General features: G+C 65.3%; 19 protein-coding genes and 1 pseudogene. 12 read left to right on the top strand and 8 right to left on the bottom strand.

The genetic code is table 11. The annotated features are described in order from the left end of the window. Positions 1-41: 41 nt before the first annotated feature. Positions 42-1,298 carry an integrase catalytic domain-containing protein gene (locus ACR0R4_RS04865; protein ID WP_433645266.1) on the bottom strand — a complete coding sequence of 419 codons (1,257 nt, stop codon included), beginning with the start codon at positions 1,296-1,298 and terminating at the stop codon, positions 42-44. Between the two features lie 181 nt (positions 1,299-1,479). Between ACR0R4_RS04865 and ACR0R4_RS04860 the strand changes: the two genes are divergently transcribed. The 9 genes from ACR0R4_RS04860 (at position 1,480) to ACR0R4_RS04820 (ending at position 11,324) form a co-directional block, all read left to right on the top strand. Beyond that, positions 1,480-1,980, top strand: coding sequence for a glutathione peroxidase (locus tag ACR0R4_RS04860; RefSeq protein ID WP_433646238.1), 501 nt, complete (start codon positions 1,480-1,482; stop codon positions 1,978-1,980). Positions 1,981-2,107: 127 nt separating this feature from the next. Beyond that, entirely contained in the window at positions 2,108-2,830 is a 723-nt protein-coding gene (locus ACR0R4_RS04855; protein WP_433646237.1) for an endonuclease/exonuclease/phosphatase family protein, read from the top strand. Between the two features lie 53 nt (positions 2,831-2,883). After that, positions 2,884-3,378 carry a VanZ family protein gene (locus tag ACR0R4_RS04850; RefSeq protein WP_433646236.1) on the top strand — a complete coding sequence of 165 codons (495 nt, stop codon included), beginning with the start codon at positions 2,884-2,886 and terminating at the stop codon, positions 3,376-3,378. Between the two features lie 324 nt (positions 3,379-3,702). Next, on the top strand, positions 3,703-5,751 hold the full coding sequence (locus ACR0R4_RS04845) for a putative bifunctional diguanylate cyclase/phosphodiesterase (RefSeq protein ID WP_433646235.1): 2,049 nt from the start codon (positions 3,703-3,705) through the stop codon (positions 5,749-5,751). Between the two features lie 115 nt (positions 5,752-5,866). After that, complete coding sequence (locus ACR0R4_RS04840; RefSeq protein ID WP_433646234.1) at positions 5,867-6,289, top strand: hypothetical protein; 423 nt, start codon at positions 5,867-5,869, stop codon at positions 6,287-6,289. 145 nt (positions 6,290-6,434) lie between these two features. Beyond that, a complete protein-coding gene (locus ACR0R4_RS04835; RefSeq protein ID WP_433646233.1) occupies positions 6,435-7,535 on the top strand; it encodes a putative B6 ABC transporter substrate-binding protein in 1,101 nt (366 codons plus the stop codon). A gap of 8 nt (positions 7,536-7,543) precedes the next feature. After that, positions 7,544-9,235: an ABC transporter ATP-binding protein gene (locus ACR0R4_RS04830; RefSeq protein WP_433646232.1), complete on the top strand. Its 1,692-nt coding sequence runs from the start codon at positions 7,544-7,546 to the stop codon at positions 9,233-9,235. Then, the gene (locus tag ACR0R4_RS04825; protein WP_433646231.1) at positions 9,232-10,392 is read left to right on the top strand and encodes a putative B6 ABC transporter permease subunit 2; all 1,161 of its coding nucleotides are present in this window, start codon (positions 9,232-9,234) and stop codon (positions 10,390-10,392) included. Before ACR0R4_RS04830 ends, ACR0R4_RS04825 begins: the two co-directional genes overlap by 4 nt. After that, positions 10,389-11,324, top strand: a complete 936-nt coding sequence (locus ACR0R4_RS04820) for an ABC transporter permease (RefSeq protein ID WP_433646229.1) — start codon at positions 10,389-10,391, stop codon at positions 11,322-11,324. The genes ACR0R4_RS04825 and ACR0R4_RS04820 overlap by 4 nt, the downstream gene beginning before the upstream one ends. A 318-nt stretch (positions 11,325-11,642) precedes the next feature. Here ACR0R4_RS04820 and ACR0R4_RS04815 read toward each other — a convergent pair whose 3' ends face one another. After that, a complete protein-coding gene (locus ACR0R4_RS04815) occupies positions 11,643-12,002 on the bottom strand; it encodes a cupin domain-containing protein (protein WP_433646228.1) in 360 nt (119 codons plus the stop codon). Between the two features lie 164 nt (positions 12,003-12,166). Beyond that, positions 12,167-12,952 carry a hydrogen peroxide-dependent heme synthase gene (gene hemQ / locus ACR0R4_RS04810; protein ID WP_433646227.1) on the bottom strand — a complete coding sequence of 262 codons (786 nt, stop codon included), beginning with the start codon at positions 12,950-12,952 and terminating at the stop codon, positions 12,167-12,169. 182 nt (positions 12,953-13,134) lie between these two features. Between hemQ and ACR0R4_RS04805 the strand changes: the two genes are divergently transcribed. Then, positions 13,135-14,520 (top strand): FAD-binding oxidoreductase, encoded by a 1,386-nt coding sequence (locus ACR0R4_RS04805; protein WP_433646225.1) that lies wholly within the window; start codon positions 13,135-13,137, stop codon positions 14,518-14,520. Between the two features lie 201 nt (positions 14,521-14,721). On the opposite strand, the gene ACR0R4_RS04800 is transcribed toward ACR0R4_RS04805, so the two are convergent. Both ACR0R4_RS04800 and ACR0R4_RS04795 read right to left on the bottom strand, forming a co-directional pair. Further along, complete coding sequence (locus tag ACR0R4_RS04800; RefSeq protein WP_433646224.1) at positions 14,722-15,675, bottom strand: ThiF family adenylyltransferase; 954 nt, start codon at positions 15,673-15,675, stop codon at positions 14,722-14,724. Then, positions 15,675-16,409: a GNAT family N-acyltransferase gene (locus ACR0R4_RS04795; protein ID WP_433646223.1), complete on the bottom strand. Its 735-nt coding sequence runs from the start codon at positions 16,407-16,409 to the stop codon at positions 15,675-15,677. Before ACR0R4_RS04795 ends, ACR0R4_RS04800 begins: the two co-directional genes overlap by 1 nt. Before the next feature lie 291 nt (positions 16,410-16,700). Here ACR0R4_RS04795 and ACR0R4_RS04790 point away from each other — a divergent pair, with 291 nt between their 5' ends. Continuing rightward, positions 16,701-17,501 (top strand): hypothetical protein, encoded by an 801-nt coding sequence (locus ACR0R4_RS04790; RefSeq protein ID WP_433646222.1) that lies wholly within the window; start codon positions 16,701-16,703, stop codon positions 17,499-17,501. A 63-nt stretch (positions 17,502-17,564) separates the two neighbouring features. On the opposite strand, the gene ACR0R4_RS04785 is transcribed toward ACR0R4_RS04790, so the two are convergent. Next, entirely contained in the window at positions 17,565-19,892 is a 2,328-nt protein-coding gene (locus tag ACR0R4_RS04785) for a putative bifunctional diguanylate cyclase/phosphodiesterase (RefSeq protein WP_433646221.1), read from the bottom strand. Positions 19,893-20,192: 300 nt separating this feature from the next. Between ACR0R4_RS04785 and ACR0R4_RS04780 the strand changes: the two are divergent. Further along, a pseudogene (locus tag ACR0R4_RS04780) lies at positions 20,193-21,730 on the top strand (protein adenylyltransferase SelO). A gap of 180 nt (positions 21,731-21,910) precedes the next feature. On the opposite strand, the gene ACR0R4_RS04775 reads toward ACR0R4_RS04780, so the two are convergent. Beyond that, the gene (locus ACR0R4_RS04775) at positions 21,911-23,239 is read right to left on the bottom strand and encodes an MFS transporter (RefSeq protein ID WP_433646220.1); all 1,329 of its coding nucleotides are present in this window, start codon (positions 23,237-23,239) and stop codon (positions 21,911-21,913) included. A gap of 279 nt (positions 23,240-23,518) precedes the next feature. Then, entirely contained in the window at positions 23,519-24,745 is a 1,227-nt protein-coding gene (locus tag ACR0R4_RS04770; RefSeq protein ID WP_433646219.1) for an RsbRD N-terminal domain-containing protein, read from the bottom strand. Positions 24,746-24,793 lie beyond the last annotated feature (48 nt).

Genomic DNA, 24,793 nt, shown 5'->3' with positions numbered 1-24,793 from the left:
CACCGGTGACTCACATAAGAATGCCCGCGTAATTCTCGAGCTTAGCTTGCCTGTTTCCTGCTCGCGCGGGCCGGCTTGACCCCGGCTGCCGCGTTTGGTGCTTTCGCGAGTTCGATCGCTTCGAGCGTGCGAGTCTTCTCGGCCGCGAGGTAGGTGAGGCGCTGCTGGATTCGGTCGATCTCGCGAGCGATGTGGGCCGGGTTCAAGCTGTCACGGTACCCGGTCAACTCGGCGGTCTTCTCGGCGCTGAGCACACCGGAACGCTGGAGCCGGTCGAATGGTGTCGCGAGCTCATCGTAGACACGTTTACGGCGCCCCCTTTGATCGGTCGCCCAACCGATGGGTTTCTTCGTGGGGGTGAGGAAATTATGGCGATCGTTCACCAGCGGCCATAACTCGTTCAATAGCTTCAGCAGAGGCGCGGTGTCGTACCTCCAGTAGAACGCGTACCGGCGCACGATCTGATTGTTTTTCGACTCGATCGTGGCCTGATCATTCTTCTTGTACGGCCGGGACCTCGTGAAGTAGATGTCAAGTTCTGCAGCCCAACCGATGACGTCGTAGTTGATGAACTCGGACCCGTTATCAAAATCCACCCCGGTCACCTCGAACGGCACTTCGCTGATGAATCGGTCGAGGGCGTCACGAATGTGCAGGTGTGCGTTGTTCCGGATCGAGCGCGTGTACGTCCAACCGGTGTGCATGTCGGTGAGATCAACACTGCGACAGAACTCACCCTTCAAGACGGGCCCGCAGTGTGCGACGGTGTCGCCCTCGAAGAACCCGGGTACGGCCTCGATCTCGTCACCGGCTTTCCTGATCGTGATCGAGTTCCGCAGCAGCGGGCCTGGCGTGGTGGTGGCGATCCCGCGGAGTGGGTCCCTCGCGCGGGCTGGGGCGAGGTAGCGGTCGATCGTGGCCGGTGACATTGCCAGCAACTCGTCCGCGACGTGGTGACTGTACCTGCCCCGGCCTGGGACCAGTTCGCCGTGCGCTTCCAGCAGCATGAGTTGGAGTTCCATTGACGCGGCCAAGTATTTCCCGCTGATCCCGCCCGCGAACGCCCACACTTTCTGCAGCACTTTCAACGCGTCATGTGAGTACTTCAGCGGGCGCGGCTTACGTTGCCGGGCCCCTACCCGACGCGGTTTCAGCGCAGCTTGTAACTGTCTGCGCGCGTTGTCTCTGGACCAGCCCGTGATCGCGCATACCTCGTCAAGGAGACGGCTCTTCTCCTTCTTGGCCGCTGCGGCATACTGCTTCGCGAACTTTCGTGTGATCTCGTGTCTGGCACGCATTGATAGCCCACTTCCCATGAAACTGATGATTCCGTTTCGCGGGCATTTTTACGTGATGCACCGGAAGTGTTTCGCGGGCATATTAGGTGAGGCACGTCGGCCGGTTGTGTAACTAGCTAGCTAAGCTAGATAATTGATAAGCGAGCCTGTCGTCTGTGGTTCATTACCGAAGGAGCATTCCATGTCGATCCGAGACCTTGAAGTCACCCTGCCAGATGGCACCGTTCGTCGCTTTGGCGACATCGCGCCCGGTGCCGCACTCGTGGTCAACGTGGCCTCGAAGTGCGGGTTCACGCCCCAGTACAGCGGGCTTGAGGAACTGCACCAGGAGTTCGGTCCGCAGGGACTCACGGTGGTAGGTCTGCCGTGTAATCAGTTCATGAGGCAGGAGCCGGGTACAGCAGCGGAGATCGGGGAGTTCTGCCAAGTCAACTACGGCGTGACCTTCCCGCTTCTTGAGAAGGCAAAGGTGAATGGCAAGAACGCAGCACCGCTGTTCAAGGAACTCAAGCACGGCAAAGACCCGATGGGCGTGGGAGGCCCCGTGGCATGGAACTTCGAGAAGTTCGTCGTGAGCGCCGATCCGGCCGATGGTTCCGAGCCGAAGATCGTGCGGTTCCGCTCCACGACCGAACCGCAAGACGAGTCCATTCGCGCCGCGATCGCTGAGGCACTCGGGTAGGCCGCGATCCACCGGGTGAAAGCTATGCATCAGATGAAAGGTTGTTGAACCCCCACCCGCACCACAGACCGCGGGCGTAGGCTGGAAGACGGGGCGCAAAGTACGCTCCGAGTTCGAAAGGTGAGGCGTGAAAACCGTCAGCTACAACCTGAGGAAAAACCGTGCGGTCGGCGAGATCGGCGAGTTGGCTAACCAGCACGAAGTCGACATTCTCTGCCTCCAGGAGGCGGATTCGATCGCGCTTCCCTCGCACCTCGGGCATATGCGCCTCGTGCATGCGACCGAGAACAATCGCCTTGGACTTGCCATGTACGTGCGCGAGGAACGCTTTGCCGTGCGCGCGGCGCACACATTTCGGCTGAAGAAATCGCTGCACGATCGGGTGCTCGCGCCAGCGCACGAGCGGCTGCTCGGCGCGCGCCTGCACGACCGCGAGACCGGGCGCGACCTCGTCGCTGCCTCGTTTCACGCGGCACCGCTCACCGCGCTCAACTCGCTGCGCCGGCACCAGATTCACGCGGCACTGGCCGAGTTGCGCGTGCTCGGTCCGGGGCTGCCCGCCCTCATGGTGGGCGATTACAACTACCCGGTGTTCCAGAACAAACTCGATCGCAATATGCGCGAAGCGGGATATGACTTGACGCTGAGCGACAAACGAACCTATACGCGCTACAAGATGTTTCGTGGGCACTTCGACTTCGCCACCTCGTCAGGGATGAATATCGAGAGCGTGCGCACGCTCGATCGTGGCACGAGCGATCACCTGCCCATCTTGGTGCACGCCCAGCTCGATGCTGAGACACAGCAGCAGCTCATCGACCGAGGAGCGGTCGACCTCTCCGCAGCTTAGGCGTGCGGCCGGGTAGCGCCGCGATGCCTGGGCAACACGGCATACTTGTGGGAGTGACGACCACCAGAACCGCGGCCCGCCCCACCGCCACAACCTGGATCGCCCGTGCGCTTCTCGGGGCGTTCGGTGTCGCGCTCGCGCTGATTGTGCTGCTCCCGTCCGAGGGCCATCAAGTTCTTGGCCTGGTCGAGACCCTCGCCGGGATTGCCTCGCGCGCTGGCATCCCGTATCAATTCGCCTTCATGACTCTGGAATTCGGCGCAAACGTCGCACTGTTCGTACCCCTCGGTGTGCTCCTGCCGATCGCTCTCGCGCGACCGGCGAGCCCTGCGACGCGAGGCATAGAGGGAGCGACGCTCTTCGGCACTGTGTGCCTCGGCGCGGCGATCTCCGTGCTGATCGAACTGGCCCAGCAGGTCATCCCGGGCCGGGTGAGTTCCCCCGCAGACGTGCTCGCCAACACGCTCGGCACCGCACTGGGCGTGCTGCTGCTGGTTGCTGTGCGCCGCGGTTTAGCCAGTGGATCGCGCACGCCCCCGATGCGCTGAGTACGGCGCTCAGCGTCTCGGCCGAATCACCCGTGCCCGAAGAGCCCGCACCCCAAGGGGGTCGGGCCTCACAGCCTGTATGGGGGTACGGCGGTGAGGCCCGCATCCCACACGGTACCGAGCGGACCAGCGTGATCCACCCGGAAATGCGTCGTCGAGGCTATGTTCACCCTCAGAATCACCCGACACAGCGAGTCACCGAAATGCTGCGAACGAATCGGAAACCGCCACTCACCCGACTCTCTTCGCCCAGATGCGCGCGCGGCGCCGAAACTGCCATAAAATCAGGTGACTGTTGGTAGAGCGTCAACCGAACGGTGCACGATGCAAAAAAAGAAACAGCTGAAGGCAGAGCTTGCACACTTGCGGGGTCGCCTCCAGGCGCTCTTCGAGCACAGCCCCGACCTGAACTACTTCATCGACCCCACGGGCCGGGTGTTTGAAATCTCATCCGCGGGGGGGCCAATCCTGCGCTACACCACGGAGCAACTGCGGCACATGACGTATCTTGACCTGGTGTTCCAGGAAGATCGAGAGCTCGTTGAGCAGCGGTTCGCGCAGGTGCTCAGCGGTCAGGTTGAGCGCTTCGAGGTGCGCTTGATCGATATCGAGGGCGTGCCGATCGAGTTCGAGATTCTCGCGATCCCGGTGAAAGAAGACGCTGAGATCGTCGGGGCCTTTGGGGTCGCGCGCGACATCAGTCGTCGCAAGGAGGTGGAGCGTCAGCTGCTGGCCAGCGAGCAGCGGTATCGCGCACTGTTTGACGACAACGTCGACGCGGTGCTCACCTACGACGTCGAGGGGCGCTTTGTGGCGATGAACCACGCCACCGAGGTGATGATGGGATACGTTGCCGACGAACTCATCGGCCAGCCGTTCCTGCCCTTCATCGTGCCCGAGATGCGTGAGTACACGATCGAGCAGTTCATGCGGGTGAAGCAGGGCGGCCCAGTGCAGTACGAGACGGCGATGTTCCATTGCTCCGGCAACGTGGTCGACCTGCACATCACCGTGATCCCGATCATGGTCGACGGCGAGTTGCAGGGTATCCACTGCATCGGAAAAGACATCACCCAGCGCAAGAAGCTCGAGTCGGCGCTGAACGAGATGGCCTATCACGACTACCTCACGGGCCTCCCGAACCAGCGCTCGATGCACCGCCAGCTCGAAGAGTTGTTGGCTGCGAAGCGTCCCTTCGCTCTCATGGTGGTGGATCTCGACCGTTTCAAATCCGTGAATGACAGCTGGGGTCACGAGACCGGCGACCTCCTGCTCAAGTCGGTGACGAAGCGGCTCGCGGCGCACCTGCCGCCGGGCGCGACGCTCTTCCGCTACGGAGGGGACGAGCTCGTCGCGGTGCTGCAGTCACCAGACGAGGCGGAGGTGCTGCGTTTCGCCGAGCAGTTGCAAGAGCTGTTCGAGGAATCGTTCGTCATCAAAGACCACGAGGTGGTGATGTCGGCAAGCATTGGCATCGCGACATCCCCCGAAGATGGAGACGTGATCGACACGATCTTCAGAAAAGCCGACAACGCGATGTACTTCGCGAAGCAGCACGGTCGAAACACCTTCGCCCTGCATCGCACGATCGCGCGCGAGGGCGAAGATCAGCTGCTGCAGCTCGAGATCGAGTTGCGCGGGGCGCTGCGCGGGGGCGAAGTCTCGGTGATGTATCAGCCCCAGGTCAATCTCGAATCGGGAGCGCTGCACGGGGTCGAGGCCCTGCTGCGGTGGGACAACCCGCGACTGGGTTCGATCACCCCGGAGGATTTTATTCCGATCGCGGAAGAGAGTGGCCTCATCGTCGAACTCGGCACCTGGGTGCTCGATGCGGCGTGCGCACAGTTGGCCGATTGGCGCGCCCGGGGGCTCGGGCGGCTCCGGGTCTCGGTGAATATCTCGATCCACCAGTTTTATCACGACGGATTTCTCGAGATGCTGCAGCGCACCCTCGCGAAATATGAGGTGGATCCCGCCCAACTCGTGCTTGAGATCACCGAGTCGATCGCCTCGAACGCTGACCTCGTGGTGGCGCAGCTGCACGAGCTGAAGAAGCTCGGGGTGAAGGTCGCGCTTGACGATTTCGGCACCGGCTATAGCTCGTTGCAGTACCTGAAAAAGTACCCGATCGACTACCTGAAAATCGACCGCTCGTTTCTTGAGGATATGGCGACGAATCAGGCCGATCGCGACCTCGTGGCGACCATCATCACGCTGGCGCACAACCTGGGGCTCGAGACCGTCGCGGAGGGGGCCGAAACGGAGGCCCACATCGAATTCTTGCGCGCCCACCGCGCGGATTACGCGCAGGGTTTCTACTTCAGCGGGCCGCTGACAGCTGACGAGCTCGAGACGTGGATCGCGGCGCGCTGACTCTCATGCTGATCTCCTCGGTGCCCGTGCTTGCTCTGGTTGCCTCGTGGTAGGGCGTGAGTGGCTGCTTCCTGCGTGCTCAAGCAACCACTTGCGCCCTACCTGGCGGGGAGTGGTGCGCAGCCCGACTGCGGCGCTCGCGCTGCTCGCGCTTCTCGCGCTGCTCAGCGTGCCGGGGTGCGCGGCGGGGCCTGAGGCGGGGGACGCCGAGCTGGCGCAGGGGGAAGACGCGCGCATCATCGCGCAGCTCGCCGAGATTGCCCCGCGCGACTCGGGTATCCCGGGCACGGGGGCAGACGCACACACGGGCGCGGTCACCGCGACAGAGTGCTGGAACCCCTCGGCGAACATGCTCGATGCCGAGACATTCCGCGTGCTCTGCCGGCTGCACTTTGCAGAGGCCGACACCGAGCGATATCGCGACATGATCTGCATCGGCAAGGTCACGGAAGATCCAGTGACGGAGTATTGCTACCCCTGGGCGTATTACAGCGAGATGCCCAGATATGAAGATCAGACGGGTTATCGGGCGTCGTAATTGCAGGTCACGCCCCGTGTCAGTGGCATGCTTATGAGTACACACCGAGACACTCGCGCAGGCGGGCGAGATTCGGGCGGGCCTGCACATTGCCGAGCCTCGATCCGAGCCCCCCACTGCCGCGGCGACACCTGGAGGAAGACGCATGAGCCTGGCACACACCGCGAAGAGCGGGTTACGCATCGGAGCCGCGGTCGCGGTCGCCGCGGCCCTGCTCCTCACCGCCGGCTGCTCGGGGCGGGATACCGGCGCGGGTGAGGCGGGCGGAGGCGACGGCGCGGCAACCGCTGGCACCAAGGTCGAGCAATTCGCCATCGTCACCCCGGAAAAGGAATCGGACTACGGCTGGAACCAGCAGGGCATCTGGGCCGCGCAGGCGGCTGCGGATGAGCTGGGCATCACGCTCGACGACAACTCGAACGTGGGCTACGACAACACCGAGACGATCCTCACCCAGGTCGCGGAGGCTGGCAACGACCTCATCATCGCCCACGCCAGCGGGTTTAACGCCGCCGGTCACCGCGTCGGCCTGCAGACCGGGGTGCCCACCCTGGTGGTCGACTTCGAGAAGAACGAACCCGGCAGGGTCGCCACGGTGATCACCCAGGGGCAGCAGGGCGCGTACCTCGCCGGGGTGGCCGCGGCAAAGTCGACCACGACGAAGACGGTGGGCATCGTCGCCTCGGCCGAAGACCTGAACTGGTTTCTGATGGCCGGCGGCTTCGCCCAGGGTGTGTACAGTGTGGATCCCGCAATCAACATCGTCATCGCCTACGTGGGGCCCGCGGCCTACGGCGACTCGGCCGGCGGCCGGGTTGTCACCACCCAGGTGATCGCCGCGGGTGCCGACGTGATCTTCGGCATGGGCGACGGCGCGACCATCGGGTACCTGCAGGCCATCGAGACCGCCGGCACCCCCTACCCGATCCGCTATATCGCGACCATCGGTGATGTCACCGAGATCGTGGACGACCCGGAGATGGTGCTTACCTCGGTGATCTGGAACTTCACCGACGCGTACGTGGCGGCGATCAAGGATGTCGAGGCCGGCACATTCGGCACGCGCACCTACGAGCTGAACGTTGCCAACGGCGGACTGTCGCTGCTTGACAGCCCGGCACTGACGGGTGACGTGGCGGCCGCCGTCGACGCGGCGACCGCGGGCATCATCGACGGCAGCGTGCAGGTGACGCGCACCACCGATCTGGCCGCCGTGCAAGCGATCATCGACGCCAGAGGGCAGTAGTCGGGTCGATGATTCGGCTGACCGCGATCACGAAGTCGTTTCCCGGGATCGTTGCCTGCGACTCGATTTCGCTCGACATCGCGCCCGGCCAGGTGCACTGCCTGCTCGGTGAGAACGGCGCGGGAAAGTCGACCCTGATTGGCATGTTGGCCGGACTGCAGCAGCCCGACGCGGGCACCATCGAGATTGACGGGTGCCCCGTTCAGCTCAGCTCGCCCGCGGTTTCGTTGGCGCACGGCATCGGCGTGGTCTATCAGCACTCCGCGCTGATTCCCTCGATGACCGTGCTCGAAAACCTGTTGCTCAGCGGCGGCGGTGGTGGCGGTGCCGGTGGCGGCGCTGGCGGTGGTGTTCGTGGCGGCGGTGGTGGCGGTGCCGGTGGCGGCGGGGGCTTCTGGCTTGACCGCTCCGGCGCGCGGGCCCGGCTCGCCGAGCTCGCGGGCCTGCTGGGGGCCGAGATCGACCCCGACATGGCCGCGGGCGATCTGGGCCTCGGGCAGCAGCAGCAGGTCGAGATCGCGCGGGCGATGTGGCACGGCTCGCGGGTGCTCATTCTTGATGAGCCAACCTCCATGCTGACTCCGCGGGCGGTCGAGCACCTGTTCGCGAGCGTGAATCGCCTGAAGGCGCAGGGTCTGGCGGTGGTGTTCGTCACCCACAAGCTGCACGAGGCGCTCGCGGTGGGCGACGCGGTCACGGTGCTGCGCGTGGGCAGAGTTTCCGGGCGGATCGCGCCCGCCGAGATGCGATCGCTCGACCCGGGGCAGCTGAAGTCGCGCATCCTGGAGTCGATGTTCGGTGCGGATCCCGAAGGCGCCAAGGCGGCCGTGATGCGAGACACCGACCGGCAGGTCGGTTCGTCGGAGACACCGATCCGCGCCGGCGCAGATTCGCTCGAGGCGCCGCGGATCGCTCGACGACCGGAGCGCAGCCCAGCCCCGGTCGCCCTGCAGCTGAGCGGCATCACCACCCGGGCGCGATCGGGCGAGACACCGGTGACCGATGTGAGTCTCGCGATCCACCAGGGAGAAATCGTGGGGGTCGCCGGCATCGACGGCCACGGGCAAGCGCATCTCGCGGAGGCGATCGCGGGCCAGCTCGCGCTCGCCGCCGGTAGCATCGTGCTCGACTCGCGCGACATTACGCGCCTCACGGTGAAGCAGCGGCAGCGCCTCGGCGTGCGCTATGTGACCGACGACCGGCTGCACGAGGGCATCGTCGGGTCGCTGAGCGTGGCGTTGAATCTCGTGCTGAAGCGGATCGGGGAGCGACCGTTCTGGACGTGGGGGCGGATGAACGCGGCCGCGGTGCGGGATGAGGCGCGCGCGCGGATCGCCGAGTTTGACATTCGCACGCCCTCCGCAGAGACTCGGGCGGGGACGCTCTCGGGCGGCAATATTCAGAAGCTGCTGCTCGCGCGCGAGCTGAGCCACGACCCGCGCGCGGTGGTCTTTCACAAGCCCACCGCGGGGCTTGATCTGAAGTCTGTGCGGCAGGTGTGGGCCTCCATTCGGGAGTTTGCCCGCGGCGGGGGGGCGGCCCTCGTGATCTCCCCCGACCTCGACGAGCTGGTCGCGCTCGCGGATCGCATCGTGGTGATGTCTGGCGGTCGGCTCGTCGGCGAGGTGCCGTGTGGCGGGGATCGCGTGGTCGAGCGCGTGGGGGAGCTCATGGTCGGGCATCGGGCGGGTCACCTGTGAACCACTCACCGGCGAACCCGCCATTGCCGCAGCCCGCGGGCAAGCCGGCAGCCGAGTCGCGCAACCGCCTGAGCGGTCAGTTGAGCACGGGCCTGCAGGTGCTGATCCGCACCATCGCGCCGGTGCTGCTGGCGCTCGCCGCAGCGGGCGGCATCATCTGGGCGATGGGTGTCAACCCCCTGCAGTTCTACGGTGACATCATCGAGCTCGGCCTCGGCGGCACCGGCTGGCAGAAGAGTCTCACGCTGATGGCACCGCTGCTGCTGATCGCGCTCGGCCTCATCATCGCCTTCCGTGCTCAGCTCTGGAATCTGGGCTATGGCGGTACCTATCTACTTGCGGCCGCGGTGGTGGCGGGCACGGCACCGACGATCCTGTACGCCATGCCGTTTCTGCCCGGGGTGCTGCTGCTGCTCGCGATGGCGATCGCCGTCGGTGCGGCCATCGGTTTCCTCCCCGCATGGCTGAAGGCGAAGGCCGGCACGAACGAGATTGTGACGAGCCTCATGATGTCGTTCATCGCCATCGGGGCCGCGAACCTGCTCGTGAAGGGTCCGTTCCAAGACCCCGGGGTCACCGTGCCGCAGACGCGGGTGCTCGATCTCGGGCTGATGCTGCCGTTTATTCCGGGCACCCGCATTCACGTCGGCTTCGTCATCGCGCTCGTCATTGTGCTGGTGTTTCATGTCATCCTGACGCGCTCGGCATTCGGTCTGAAGATCGACGTGCTCGGCGCGAGCCCGAAGGCCGCGACGCACGCGGGCATCAACGTGAAGCGCCTGATCGTCGTCGTGTTCCTGCTCTCCTCGGGCATGATCGCGCTCGCGGGCGCGATCGACATGTTGGGCCTCTGGGGTTACATGCGCACGGGCTTCAACCCCACCTACGGCGACAAGATCCTGCCGTTCGTGTTTCTCGCGCGGCTGAACCCCCTCGGGTCGATCCCGCTCGTCGCCTTTTATGCGGTGCTCGCCACCGGTGGCACGATCGCCGCCCAGCAGGTGGGGCTGTCGGTCGACTTCTTGCTCATCATCGTGGCGCTGATCCTCTTCTTCATGACAGTGATCGAACTTATCGGCACGCGGCGCGACCTCGGTACGAGCTACCTTCCGGCGGGTCTCTTCGCGGGGGCGAAGCGGATGGGCGGCGCATCGTGATCCACCTGTTTTCTGAGGCGATGCTCACGGCATTCGTGCTTGCGGCGCTCGCCAGCGCGATGCCGCTGCTGCTCGCAGCGATCGGAGAAACCGTCGGCGAGCAGTCGGGGGTGCTGAATCTCGGCGTCGAGGGGCTGCTGCTGGTCGGCGGGTACTTCGGCTTCGTCGCGACGCTTCTGACCGGCAACTTCTGGCTCGGGTTTCTCGTCGGGGCGCTCGCGGGTGCCGCGCTTTCGGTGATCATGCTGGTGCTCTCGGTGCTGCTGGGGCTGAACCAGATCGTCGTGGGTCTCGGCATCACGCTCGCCGGCACCGGGCTCACCAGCGTGCTGTACGACTTCAGCTACGGCGATTCGAAGCCGCGGCTGGGGCTCGCAGATCCGTGGCGGATCCCCTTCCTCAGCGATCTGCCTGTGCTGGGGGAGAGCCTGTTTTCGCAGCCCGGTATCTTCGCCGTCTCGCTGCTGCTGTTCGCGCTGATTTGGGTGTGGATCACCCGCACGACCGGGGGGCTGCGACTGCGTGCGGCTGGCCAAATGCCGGCGGCGCTCGACGCGGCGGGAGGCAACGTGACGCTCACGCGTGCTCTGGCGGTGCTGTGCGGCGGGGCTCTCGCGGGCCTCGGTGGGGCGTACCTCGCGCTGATCTCGGCGGGCACCTTCACTCCCGGCATGACGCACGGGCTCGGATTTCTTGCCATCGTGGTGGCGATGCTCGGCCGCGGGCGGCTGCCGTGGGTGCTGCTGATCTCGCTGGTGTACGGGCTGCTCGTGGCGCTGGGCACGGTGCTGCAGCTGACGACGGTCACGATCCCGAATGACGTGATCAGTATGCTGCCATTCGTGGTGGTGATGGTGGTGCTGACGTTGTTTCCGCGGTCGTCGGCGCTGCCGCCCGCGCTTGCGACTCTCTACGTGCGCGGGGCTCGCTGAGCGCTGCGCGCTGCCCTCGGGTGGACGGCCGCGCATGGTTCGGCGTCGCAGAACCCCGCGCCACCGTCCACCTGTTCTGGGGGAGTTACTGATCCGCACGCCGTCTCGCGCCGGGTGGACGAGCGCGCAGGGTTCGAAGCTGCCGAACCTCGCGGAACTGTCCACTCGAGCTGGCGGAGTGCGCCAGCGTCCACCCGTGCTGGGGGAGTCGCTGATCCGCACGCCGTCTCGCGCCGGGTGGACGTGCGCGCAGGATTCAGAGCTGCCGAACCCTGCACCAGCGTCCACCCGTCACCGGTCGTGGAGAGCCCGCGGAGCCTACTTGTAGACGACGTAGACCTTTGAGAGAGGCTCGGTCACGTTCCAGGTGCCCGTCCACCCCTGTGGGAAGATCGCGAGGTCGCCCGCACCGATTTCCTGCGGTTCTTCGCCATCGCGGGTCACGGTCATCTTGCCACCGAGCACGTAGATGACCTCACCGCCCTCGTCGAACGACCAGCGCGAGAGCCCCGTGGCGGTCTCCCACGTGCCGGTGTGGAGGCTGCCGTTCTCGGTCGAGAAGAGGTTGAACGTCTTCGTCTCGATCACTGCGCCGAGCGGATCCGCCATGGGCTGCTGCAGCGGCTCGATCGCCTTCTGTGCGTCTTCGAGTGATGCAAGGTGGCTGATGATTGCCATGTGTTACTCCTTCGTATGTTGGTGTTCTTCTGAGAATGTAACGGCTAGGGAATACAGAAGTGAGATGGACGAGCGCGCAGGGTTCATACCCGCTGAAGCGTGCGCCGTCGTCAACTCGCGGTCTTGGTGCGAGGTACGCGAGTGCGCGAGTGCGCGGGCAGCCCCTACTGCAGCACCTCGATAATTTCGACGGGCTCGATCCGCCGCCCCGTGTAGAACGGGATCTCTTCGCGGGCGTGCCGGCGCGCGTCGACCGAACGCAGCGCACGCATCATGTCGACGAGATCGGTCAGCTCGTCTGCCTCCATGGGCAGCAACCACTCGTAGTCGCCGAGCGCAAACGCCGAGACGGTATTGGCCACCACGCCGGTGAAGGCGGCACCGGCGCGCCCGTGCTCGGCGAGCATGCGACCTCGCTCGGCCGGGTCAAGCAGGTACCACTCGAGTGAGCGCACGAAGGGGTACACGGTCATCCACTGCTTCGGGTCAATGCCGCGCATGTAGCCGGGGGCGTGCGCCCGATTGAACTCTGCCTCGCGATGCACACCGACGGCGCCCCACACGCGAATGAGTGGCTTGAGCAGCGCGGTGCGCCGCAGCTGGCGCAGCGCCCACTGCAGATCTTCTGCGGCCCCGCCGTGCAGCCAGACCATGAGGTCGGCGTCGGCGCGCATGCCGCTCACGTCGTACCAGCCGCGCAGGGTCACGTTCACGCCCTCGATTTCGCGCACCACGTCTTCTATCTCGCGCACGGCACCCTCGACGTCGCGCCCGTCGAAGACCTCGGGGTGCGACGAGCTCACGCGGAACACGGCGAACAGGGTGTACGGCTGACCTGCGCCGGGCAGTTCGACGCTGTCGGCCGCTGTCACCTCCGCCGCGTGTGCGGCGTGCGCGGGGGCATCGGTCGTGGGGCTGGCGGGGGCTGAGGGTGTGTCCGTGTGGCTCATACCCCTATGGTCTTGCGTCGAGGTGGATCAGCGCAACTCGGCACGGGACTTTCGTCTGGGCTCAACTGCACGAATGAGGCGCAGAGGCGCAGCCGTGTTACCGATTCCACCGTCGTCGCCTGGGCATCGCCCGGCCCGAAGCCGAAAATTCGGGTGCGGGCGACCCGCCATAAACTGGGCGCATGACCGAGGCCAACCAGCAGCACCGCACCCCCACAACGGGCCCAGACTTCGCCGCCCTGCGCGCGGCGCTCGGCGAACGCCTCACCACCGACCCCGCACTGATCGCGAACGTGGCGCGCGACAGTTCCCGCTATGAGCCCGAGGGGAGCCCTGCGGCGCTCGTCACCGCACGCGACACCGCAGACGTGCAGGCCACGCTCGCCTGGGCGAACGAGCACGGGGTGCCGGTGTCGGTGCGGGGCGCGGGCACGGGCCTCGCCGGGGGCGCCGCGGGGTACGACGGCGGGCTGATCCTCTCGCTCGCCGAAATGAACCAGATCATCAGCATCGACCCAGCGGATCGCCTCGCCGACGTGCAGCCCGGCGTGATCACGGCGGTGCTCGACGACGCGGCTCGGCAGCACGGGCTCTTCTTCCCGCCAGACCCGGCGAGCGCCCGCACTTCGACGGTCGGGGGCAACATCGCGACGAACGCCGGCGGGCTCCGCTGCATCGCGCACGGGGTGACGCGCGACGCGGTGGCGGCGCTCGAGGTGGTGTTGGCGGATGGCACCGTGATCCACACGGGAGCACGCACGCGGAAAAATGTGGTCGGCCTTGACCTGACCAGCCTGTTTGTCGGGTCGGAGGGCACGCTCGGGGTGATCACGCAGGCGACGGTGCGTCTGAAGTCGGTGCCCGAGGGGCCGGTGCGCACGTTCCGCGCGAGCTTCGACGCGATTGGGGCGGCGGGCGACGCGGTGACCGAGATCGTGGGCAGCGCGGTGCAGGTCGAGGTGCTCGAGTTGCTCGACGCGGAGAGCGTGCGGCTGATCGAGCAGTACCAGCCGTCGGGGCTCCAGGTGCCGGGCGCTGCGGTGCTGATCGGGCAGTGCGTGGGTGAGGCGGCGGATCACGCGGCCCGACGGGTGGTCGAGATCTGCGCGCGGCACGGCGCCACCGAGGCGACCGACCTCGCCGACGAGTCGCTACTTGAGGCGAGACGCATCGCGAATCCAGCGTTGCGGGCGGCGGGGTTGCGAGTCTCGTGTGATGTTGGGGTGCCGGTGAGCCGGCTCGCCGAGATGTTTGCGGGAATCGAGCGCGTGGCCGAGCAGCACGGGCGGCGAGTGTCGGTGGTCGCGCACGCGGGAGATGGCAACCTGCACCCCACCGTGGAGGCGGCGGATACGCCCGAGGGCTACCGGGTGGCGGTAATCGTGCTCGACGACATCACCCGGCTCGCGCTGTCACTCGACGGCACCATCAGTGGCGAGCACGGTATCGGCGCGGTGAAGCGGCACGAGTTGCCGTGGCAACTTGACGCGGGCGCGCTCGCCGCCCAGCGCGCGATCAAGCTCGCGCTTGATCCGCGGGGCATTCTGACCCCCGGGCGCGCGATCTAGCGGCCGCACGGTCGCGTCAGCACTCAGGTCGGACATGTGGCTCTGGTCGGGTGGTTGGGGGTGGATCCATCCGCCCGGGGTCAGATCCCCGACGTGAGTTGCCGCGACCCGGGTCCAGCTACGCGAGTTACGTCGTCGTGAGCTCACTGGTGTCAGGAATGCTGACGAGCGCAGCCTTGCAGCGACCGACTCCGCCGGAATTCAGACCCGTTCGGCGACCGAGCGGCGGCGGGCGATGTCTGCCAGGGTGTACCCGCCGAGCGGATTCAGGCCCAGCTTCTGTCGGGCAGCGGCGACCAGCAGGTGACGCACGTGGCTTGCCCTCCCCGCACGGAGGCGATGGGTGCGCAGCGTGTATGCATCTGCAACCACCACGCGCGGCGCCCACACTGGCGAGCGGCGCCGGTTCGAGACGCCCGCGGTGAGGTGCAGGAAGGCCTGCGTGCTGCCGATCCCCGAGGCGATATCGACCCCGTTGGAGATCGACGGCAGAGACGCGGGCTCTGATCCGCCCTCACCCTGCACCGCCTGCAGCGACCGAAGATCGGAGTACGGAGGAATGTACGGGAGGCAACGAGAGAGATCGACGCCGGCCTCTGCGATCTCATCGAGTGGGGTGTCCGAGCGGAACCCCATGAAGCGTTCGAATGACCACGCGGAATTGGGTGCGAAGGAGGTGATCTGCGCCGCGAATCCGATGTTCATCACCAGCAGGTCGGGAATACCCTGTGACCGCGCCTGGCGTGCGATCAGCGATCCGATCTCAGGCTTCGTGAGCTCAGACTCATCCAGCACCAGCGATGCGCCGTGCATGAAGGGCTCGACGTTGTCGGGAGTGACCCCCGAGAGGAATACCTCGACCTTGACCTCGGGATTGATGTCGCGTACGCGGTCGACGAAGACCTCCGCCTTCTTGCGTCCGAACGTCGAGCTGGCAGCGCCTTCGACGCGATTCACGTTCTCAGGCTCGAATACCTCGGGGTCGGCGATGCTGAAACGCTGCACCCCCATGCGAGCGAGCTTCAGGCCCAGCTGAAACCCGTCGCCGCCGACGCCGGCGATCGCAACTCGCGCGTCGAGCAGCGCCTGCTGCTCGGCCTCGCTCCAGAACCCGTAGTTGCGCGAGAACTCGGGCGAGGAGATAGAGCGCGCCATCAGGCGATTCGCTCGCTCAGCGAACCGGTGGACACCCGATCGAAGAGCAACAACTCGGGTCCTCCTGCGAGGTACTGGTCAATGAACCCATCCTTCCGGGCGTTCATCAGCCTGGCTGAGGTGGGGATGTCGACCTCGACGGGGACGTTGTAATCCAGGTAGCGTTCGACGTAGCGAACCTCTCCGATGCGGGAGATCTTCACCGCGCCATTGAGGTGTCGTTCGAGCCAGGGCTCGATAATCGCGAACGTGCGCTGGACGTTGTGTTGGGTGATGTAGGCGAGCATCGCCGCGAACAGGTGCCACTGCAGGAGGTCTTGCAGCGCGGCATTCTCGTGGCGGGCGATCACGCGCGACATTTCCACGCAGCCCTCGCTCAATGATTCCAGCGTAAATGCATCCGGGCAGAACTCTTCGATCGGGAGGTGGCTTCCCGGGTCCCTCCGAATGAGTCGTGCCACACCGACGACGCGGACGCCGGTGCGATGGTTCTCGAAGACGGCAAAGGTGACGGAGCGAGCATCGTAATCATCGCGGTCGGTGCCGTCTTCCTGCAGATCACTCTCGGAAAGTTGGCCGGTCTGGTCGACGTAGACTCTGCGGCGCAAGTCAAAGTGCGCCCGGTATTCGGCTTCGAGGCCAGGCAACGCCAGGCCGTTCACAGCGATGAGGCCACTGGCCAGACGCGCGTTGGGTTGCTCCGAGAAGACCGCGGACTCAATGACGGGAATCACTTCGTGATTCGAAACCGATCTGTTTATGTGTGTCACGCCAGGGTCTTTCTGGTGTCTGCGAAGCATCTCACAGAGAGCGTCTGAAGGTGTTGGTGATAGGACATGCAAGCCTTATTCCGGCTCAACACTATCGGGATCGCTCGCGATGAAGCGATGCTTCTTCGATAATTCGCCACTGCGCTGGTGCCCCGTTGGTACGATTAGGGATTAACACCGTTGTGAGGCTGACGCGCGTCAGCTGCGAGAGGGAATCGAGGTGGCCGGGTGCGAATCCAAATGGACCCTGAAGAAGTGCGCGGCAGGGTTCTCGATCGGGCCATTCAATATGTGGAGACGATCGGGCTTTCGTTAGGCATCAGCTCCGACCTAATCGAACAGCTCGCGAGTGACTCAGGGGTTTCGCTGAAGCAGTTCACTCAGGTGTGGCCTACCCCGGAGCTGTTTTTGACCGACCTGTTCTGCGAGCTTGCGCACCAAGCGCACGTCGATCGTGCCGACTCCGAGTCGCTCGTCACCACCTGGCAGTACCTGAGCATGCGGATCGACGACCTGCGTTCCTTCGAAGGGCGTCGCAACTTGATGGTCGACGTGATCCGCACCGTTGCCGAGTACAACTTCGATGTGGTTACCGCGTCGAGCAAGTGGCGCACCTACGCGGCGCTGTCGACCACCATTATGTCGTGGCCCGACGGCCCGAATCGTGCTCGAGTGCTCGATGCCCTGCGCGCGAGCGAGTTGGCGTTCGTCGAGACGATCGAGAGCTTCTACCGCAATATTCTCCTCACGATCGGGTACCGCCTGAAGGCGGAGTACAACGGCGACTACGGCCCGCTGGTGGTCGCGGCCGCATCGGTGATCGAGGGGCTGGGAATCGTACGATCGACCGTTCCCGCACTGGTCGAGGCGCACTTCGAGCGACCAACCGCGAGCGGAACCGAGGTGTGGTCGGTGGCGGCCACCGCCTTCATCGGGGTCGTCGACGCCTTCGTTGAACCAGATCCCGATTTTGAGCCGGAAGACGCGATCTTGCGGCTGAGTGCCGGTATCGATGTGTCCCCGCAATCGCAGTCTGAAGCCGACACCGTGGCCTAAACCGCGCGTCGCGGCCGACGTGCCGCCTGCGCACTGTTCGCAAACGGTGGATCGATCCACCCCTTACGTAACGACAGCCTGTGTGCCGTGGCGCTTGAGGCGGTCCATCGTGAGTGCAAACGAGAGTGGCCGACCGTAGTAGTAGCCTTGCGCGTTGCGCACTCCAAGCTCGGTCATGATGTCGACCATTTCGGGGTGTTCGATCCCCTCGACGACCATCTGGTGATTGAGGTTGGTGCCGAAGCCCTGAAGCGCCTTGATGAACTCGCGCTGCCGCGGATCGCCGAGGTCGTCGATGAGGCTGCGGTCAATCTTCAGGATGTCCATGGGGGAGCGGACCAGGGCCCCCACTGAGGAATCATCCGAGCCATAGTCGTCGAGCGCGATGATCACACCAGCCTGCTGCAGCTTCTCGGCATCGTGCCTGAGCCCGTCCGTGAGGCTGCGCATCGATCGTTCGTTCAGTTCGACACACAGCGACAGGTGGGGTCGGGCGCTGGCGGTCTCACGGATGAACGGCCCGAGTTCGTTGTCGCTGATCTGGTTCAGTTCGAGGTTGACCGTCATACACGTGATGCTCGGCTCGAGCTTCTGGAACTCGTCAGCCGCGGTGAGTGCCTTGGTGACGACCTGCATGGTGAGTTCATTCAGCAAACCCAGGCTCTTCGCGCGTGCGACCAGCGACGGTGGGGAGATCGGGCCCAGCTCGGGGTCGATGTAGCGCACGAGTGCTTCGAACGCCCAGATCTGGCCGTCGTCGATGCTGACGATCGGTTGGAATGCGAGCGACAACCGGTTGCTGCGGATCGCGCGTGCGACGATGTCGTTGGTGCGGGAGGAGCGGTGTGAGGAGATCCCGACGACGCTGCTGTCTCCCTTTTCTCCCTTGCGGCGCGAGCGCTTGACCTGCAGCATGGTGCGGTCGGCATCTTCGACGAGGGTCTGCGCGGAGAGTTCGCGGTGACTGGAGTAGGCAAGGCCGGCGCTGACTACCGGCACCATGTCGCTGCCCTCGAGCGTCAGCGGCTGGCTGATGGCCTCGATGATGCGGTCGGCATCTTCCTTTGCCTGCTCAAGAGACACCTTGCCGGTGAGAATCACCACAAACTCGTCACCACCGACCCGCGCGACGAAATCGCCACCGCCCGACGCGCTCTGCAGCCGTTCGGCAACCACGCGCAGGAGTTCGTCTCCGGCTGGGTGTCCGAACGTGTCGTTAAGATGTTTGAAGTTGTCGAGGTCGATGAAGAGCAGCCCTACCCCGTCGTGATACGGGCGATTCTCGTTCGCGTCGTCAAGCGCGAGCTGGAACGCGCCGTAATTGGGGAGGCCGGTCAGCGTGTCGGTGTTGGCGCGCCGCTCGAGCGAAATGACCTCATTCTGCGCGCGCGCCGCCTCGCTTGCCATGTTCGCGAGGGTGTTGATCGCGCGCGCGTCGTCACGACTGAAGGGCATGCCGTCGACTTTGCGCCCGACGACCAGATACTGCGTAGTGCCGGGTTCAAGGCTCACCTCGCTGCCAATTTCGCCGGGACCGGGGCCAGTGCTGCGCAATGTCACCTGGTTCGTCTGCACAATGGCCCGTGCGCGATCCTGCAGCGTGGCGGCGAGGCTTTCGCCGGTTTCGTGCGGGAGCTCGATCGCTGCGTCGAGAATGCCAGTCAGGCGGCGCTCGGTTTCGGCATAGCGGATGCGCTGCCCGATGACGTAAAAAATTAGCGCGGCGAGCAACACGATGAACGAAGTGCGGCGCGCGCCGGCATCCTGCTCGAGCCAGGGGATCACGGTGGTATCGAAGGCATGAATGAGTGTGGAAGATGCCGAAACTATGAGCACGACGACGCCAGCGCGTGGGAGGCTGAGCGTTGCGAGACCGAAGCCTCGGGCAGGCCGGTTGCGCACCCACTGGCGGGCGAATTCGCCGAGCAAGAAAATGGCGTAGAAGCCGATGGAAGCAAGAACGAAGCTGAACGGTCGCCACACACCGAGGACGCTCAGGCTACTCTCAATCGCGACGAAGGCGAACGCGGCGAGTGAGTTGAGTCCGGTCACATAGAACGCCTGCAGCACGTCGCGACGCAGAACCAGCTGCGAGACCAACAGGCCTATCGCCCAGATGCACACGCCAAAGAGCGGAGAGTGCTCAGTCGGGGGGATCGCGAGCATTGTGATGGCCATCCCGACGAGCGGGAAGCCGGGAGCACGGCCGACGTGCATCTGGAAGGATCCCGCGATGCTCACGGCCGCGATCAGGGTGAGCACCAGGGTCCAGGAATCCGGAGGCCAGGCGATCAGGCCGAAGATACCGTACCCGATTGTCGCAAGGGCAAAGGCGACGAAGGGCGCAGCAAATGCACTGTCCCTCTGCGTGGCCCCCATGCGTGTGAACACGTGCCCTTTCCCGGTTCTGTCGCTCTTCTGCGTGTCTGCGTAACAGCGACAGATTTTCGCGTTTTCGCAGTGTTCATCTTGGCATGGGCGCGCACTCGCTGTCGATATTATGAGACTGCTATGGAAGGCTCGTGGCTCGTGCGCTGCTTCGTTAGATTCAGTGGATCAGGTCGCCCGACACCCGCGTAGCATCGAGGTATGGAGGCGAACCAGCACGAATGCGAGCACAAGCCCGAGGGCGGCCAGGGCAACGGCGCTGAGTCGGCCTCCGACCACGCGGTGCAGCCTGAGCCACTTCCCATGTTCGGCGGAGCGACGCTGAGCGCAGACTTCGTAGAGGCGCTGCCCGAGCTCGCTCTCGAGTGGCGGGCGGCAGAGGTGCCGGATCCACATCTGCTGGTGTTGAACGACGACCTCGCGCGCGAATTGCAGCTCGACCCAGGCGACCTCCGCAGCGAGAGCGGGGCCCAGTTCCTCGTGGGCCGCGCGCTCGCCGCGGGCAGCCGTCCCGCCGCGCAGCTCTACGCGGGCCACCAGTTCGGCGGCTACTCGCCGCTGCTCGGCGACGGGCGCGCCCTGCTGCTGGGCGAGATCCGCTGCGAAGACGGCACCCTGCGCGACCTGCACCTCAAAGGCTCTGGCCGCACGCCGCCCGCGCGGGGCGACGGGCTTGCCGCGGTCGGCCCGATGCTGCGCGAGTATCTGGTGAGTGAGGCGATGCACGCGCTGGGCATCCCGACCACGCGGGCGCTCGCCGTGACTGCCACCGGCCGTCGGGTATTGCGCGACGACTTCCTCCACGACAACCTGCTGCCGGGGGCCGTGCTGACGCGGGTCGCCGCGAGCCACCTTCGGGTGGGCACGTTTCAGTACGCACGGGCGACGCGCAATGCGGATCTGCTGCGGCGCCTGGTGCGCTTCGCGATCCACCGCCACGCACCGCACCTTGAACTCAGCGAGACGCCAGCCCTCGATCTGTTGCGCGAGGTGGTGCGGCGGCAGGCCGAGCTGGTCGCGTCGTGGACGCTCGTCGGGTTCGTGCACGGGGTAATGAACACCGACAACATGACGATTTCGGGCGAGACGATCGACTACGGGCCGTGCGCGTTCATCGATGCCTATGACCCGAGCGCGGTGTTCAGCTCGATCGATCACGAGGGCCGCTATGCGTTGGGCAATCAGCGAGCGGTCGCGAAGTGGAACCTCGCGCGGTTTGCCGAGTCGCTGCTGCCGATGCTGATTGCAGAGTGTGGATCGGGCGTGCCGCTGGCGGGGTGGCGGCCCGGGGCAGTACTGAGCCCGACTCCGCCCCCGATGCCGAAGCTCAGGACGCGGCGATCGCGGCGGCATCCGAGGCCCTCGAGGAGTTCGACGCCATCTTCGATGCGGCGTGGGTCGCGGGAATGCGCGCGAAGCTCGGGCTTGTTGATGCCGCAGCGAGTGGTCTGGTGGTTGCCGAATTGGCGCGCGATCTGCTGAAGCATATGCGCGACACCGACGCCGACTACACGGGCAGCTTCCGCGCGCTCGCGAGGATTGCAGCTGGCGGGAATACCGGAAGCGGGCGGGCGTCAACGGCATTCCCAGAGCAGTGGATCGCGCGCTGGCTGGCGCTCGGACCAGATGCGGCAGCGATGAACCGGGTGAACCCCATCTACATCCCGCGCAACCACCTGCTCGATGCGGCGCTTGAGGCGGCAACCGACGGCGACCTCGCCCCCTTCACCGCGCTGCTCGCGCGCGTGACGCGCCCCTTTGAGGAGCAGCCCGGAGCCGCCGAGTACACCAGCCCGGCCCCACCGGGTGCCGGGCGCTTCGTCACCTACTGCGGAACGTAGGCCCCGCTTCCCTAGCCTCGGAGATCCGCACGATCCAGAACCTAAAACGCGAATTCCATCCGAAGTTGTGGGAATCTCCGAGTTAGCGGTGGGTTAGGTCTGCCCAGGCGCCGAGGAGTGCGGTGGGCACACAGAAATGCGGTGGGCCCCAGAGGACCCACCGCACCGTCGCATGCGCCGCTAGACCGCTTCTTTCACCACCACGTCATCCTTAATGCGCAGACGCTCACCCAGGAACCCACCGAGGGCGGTCAGCAGTGAGATCGCGGCGAAGATGATGACGCCCGGCAGCGAGCTCGGCACGTCTTGCTGCGCGATCATCCAGGTGCCGATGAAGGGCAAGAAGCCAGAGAGCGCACCGGCAATGTTGTAGCCCAGCGAGACGCCGCTGTAGCGCATGTTCGCGGGGAACAACTCGGTGAGCAGCGCGCCGGTCACCGCGTAGGTGATCGTGAGGAGACCGATGCCGCTTGCGACAGCGAGGGTGATTGCCCATGCCGAGCCCATGTCGATGAGCCAGAACAGGGGGAAGGCTGCCGCGGCGCTGAGCAGCCCGCCGACGAGGGTGACACGGCCGGGGCCGATTTTCTCGGCCACGCGGCCGAAGATGAGGATCACGACGATCTGTACCACAGCAGCAACGAGGGTGGCGTTCACCGCGATCTGGCGGTCGACACCGAGCGTGTTGGTGGTGTAGCTCACCACGAAGGTGTTCATGACGTAGAACCCACCGACACCGAGCAGTGCAGCCATGATGGCGACGACGAGCCGACCGAACGCCTTACGGAACACGAGGAGCGCAGGAACCTTTGTGGTTTCGCCGGATTCGAGCAGCTCGCGGAAGACGGGGGATTCTTCGACCTTGAGGCGGATCCACAGTGCGACACCGAGCATCGGGAACGCAGCGAGGAACGGCAGACGCCAGCCCCACGCGTCAAACGACTCGGGTGGCAGCATAATCACGAGGGCGAATGCACCCGAAGAAAGCAGGGTGCCGACGGGCGAGCCGACCTGCACGAGCGCCGCGTAACGGGCGCGCTTCTCAGCGGGCGCGTGCTCGATCGCGATGGTGGTCGCGCCGCCCCATTCGCCACCGACGGCGAGGCCCTGCAGCAGGCGCAGTATGGCGAGGAAGATCGGCGCCATGAGGCCGATGTCCATGAACGTCGGCAGCACGCCGATGAGGCCGGTCGCCACACCGATCGCCACGATGGTGATGAGGAGGGTGGGGCGCCGGCCGATGCGGTCGCCCAGAATGCCGAAGAAGAACGCGCCGATGGGTCGCGCTGCGAACCCAACGCCGAAGGTCGCGAGCGAGGCGAGCAGCGCTGCGGTCGGGTTCAGATCGGTGAAGAAGAGGCGGTTGAACACGAGCGCGGCGGCGGTGCCGAACAGAAAGTAGTCGTACCATTCCAGGGCGGTGCCCACGAAGGCTGCGCGAGCGATGCGCCCAACATCCTTCGGGCTCACTTGCACCGCGGCGGATGCTTCGGTGTTGGCGTTACTCACTGTTTCTCCTTTGAATCTGGGACGTGTGCGCTGCAATTCCGCTGCTGTGGCCAGGTGGCTGTGGCTGCGTATTCGTGCGGTTTCTGCAATATTTGCATTCAGATGCGCCATCGCCAATAGGTATGTGACCTTCGCGCGGCCGTTATTTTTCGACAAATGCACAATGATGGATCGGCGCGAGCGTCACCGCCCGCAGCGCAGCTGCCCGATCCGCGACCCCGGTGAGCCTCGAACCCGTCGCAGCGGGGCGGCGGTCGTCAGCCGTTGCGCGGCGCCTGCCTAGAGTGTCGCTGTGGCGTTGCGAGCCTCCGCGGTGTCGGCACCGCTCAAGAGTACGAGCGCGAGCGCGGCCTGCGACGGCACGGTGATGTCGAGCCCTGTGTGGGTCTGAAACAGTCTGAACCGGTTGATCACCGTGTTGCGGTGGCAGTCGACCACGTGCGCGGTGACCTTTACTGATCCGGATTCGAGGTAGGCGCGCACCGTGCGCAGCAGGCGTTCCTGCTCGTCTTCGCCAAGCTGCGAGAGTGACTCGAGGATCGAGCTGAAGTGACCAGGCAACAGTGTTTCCAGGTAGTTTGCGGCGCCGAACACCCAGAGGTCTTCGACGTAGGTGAGCGCATGGAGTGGCGGGGCGCTTGCGTGCAGGTCGATGAGTGCGCGGGCAGCCCCCGGCACCCGGTCCAGGCCGTCGACGGCGTCGACATAGATGGATGGCACGGGCGCGAATTCTTTGGGCCAGGTCGACAGAGGAGCATCGTGGGGGCGAAACAGCATCAGCCAGCCCCGGTACATGTAGGCGAAGACGTTGGGCTTCGCGAGCCATGGGTCGACCTTGCTGCCGCGAACCTCCGAGGAATCGCCGGGCAGCATCAACATTTCGAAGCGCTCCTTGGGGCCGACCCCGATGCCGGCGGCGACGGCATCGAGCAGCGCGGGAGTCAGGCTTTGCGCATTGAAGAGTTTCGACAGGTGCTGCTCGGTCACGAGCCGCGAGTCGCGCTGCAGGATCGCGACTTCGCGCAGAAACGCCTGCTGCACATCTGCCACATAGGCGTCGACCACCGCTATGAGCTGTTCGACGTGGCGCACGAGCACATCGGTGCGGTCGGGATGCGCGATGTCGAGCAGGATCTGCCACATGATGCGCAGGTCGAGCCGGATAGCCTGCATGAGCCGCTCGAGGGGCACCCCTTGCCGGGCCCTGCGACGCCCGAGCGGCTCGGCAGAATCTGCGCGAGTGATCTGGCCGGTGCGCAGACGATCGATGAACATGAGCACCGTTTCTTCGGCGGCGCGCTCGAGATCGCCGGGGGGAACGCTCTCGGGGTCGTAGAGGGCCTGCTCCCGCAGCTCCGCGAGAAAGCGATCGACGAATTCTGGCGCACGAAGCTGCATCTCGTCGAGCAGCGTGAGCCATGCCGTGTCTGGCGAGCCAGCCGTCTTCGCGTCAGGTGATGCACCTGTCGAGGCATCAATCGGAGTGGTCGCCGGGGTGTCGGTCATGGCCCCAGTCTGCTCCTAGATGGGCATCTGCACAACACCGTGCTTTGC

Source organism: Leucobacter fengyongliangi, from assembly GCF_050971685.1.
In the GTDB taxonomy this organism is placed as follows: Bacteria; Actinomycetota; Actinomycetes; order Actinomycetales; family Microbacteriaceae; genus Leucobacter.
Note: the sequence above shows the minus strand (reverse complement) of the source record. Positions and strands in the feature narration are given on the sequence as shown.

Bases quoted from the DNA above. Each gene is read 5' to 3' on its own strand.
- ACR0R4_RS04865 (WP_433645266.1), bottom strand. From the start codon at position 1,298: ATGCGTGCCAGACACGAGATCACACGAAAGTTCGCGAAGCAGTATGCC.
- ACR0R4_RS04860 (WP_433646238.1), top strand. From the start codon at position 1,480: ATGTCGATCCGAGACCTTGAAGTCACCCTGCCAGATGGCACCGTTCGT.
- ACR0R4_RS04845 (WP_433646235.1), top strand. From the start codon at position 3,703: ATGCAAAAAAAGAAACAGCTGAAGGCAGAGCTTGCACACTTGCGGGGT.
- ACR0R4_RS04835 (WP_433646233.1), top strand. From the start codon at position 6,435: ATGAGCCTGGCACACACCGCGAAGAGCGGGTTACGCATCGGAGCCGCG.
- ACR0R4_RS04830 (WP_433646232.1), top strand. From the start codon at position 7,544: ATGATTCGGCTGACCGCGATCACGAAGTCGTTTCCCGGGATCGTTGCC.
- ACR0R4_RS04815 (WP_433646228.1), bottom strand. From the start codon at position 12,002: ATGGCAATCATCAGCCACCTTGCATCACTCGAAGACGCACAGAAGGCG.
- hemQ (WP_433646227.1), bottom strand. From the start codon at position 12,952: ATGAGCCACACGGACACACCCTCAGCCCCCGCCAGCCCCACGACCGAT.
- ACR0R4_RS04805 (WP_433646225.1), top strand. From the start codon at position 13,135: ATGACCGAGGCCAACCAGCAGCACCGCACCCCCACAACGGGCCCAGAC.
- ACR0R4_RS04800 (WP_433646224.1), bottom strand. From the start codon at position 15,675: ATGGCGCGCTCTATCTCCTCGCCCGAGTTCTCGCGCAACTACGGGTTC.
- ACR0R4_RS04770 (WP_433646219.1), bottom strand. From the start codon at position 24,745: ATGACCGACACCCCGGCGACCACTCCGATTGATGCCTCGACAGGTGCA.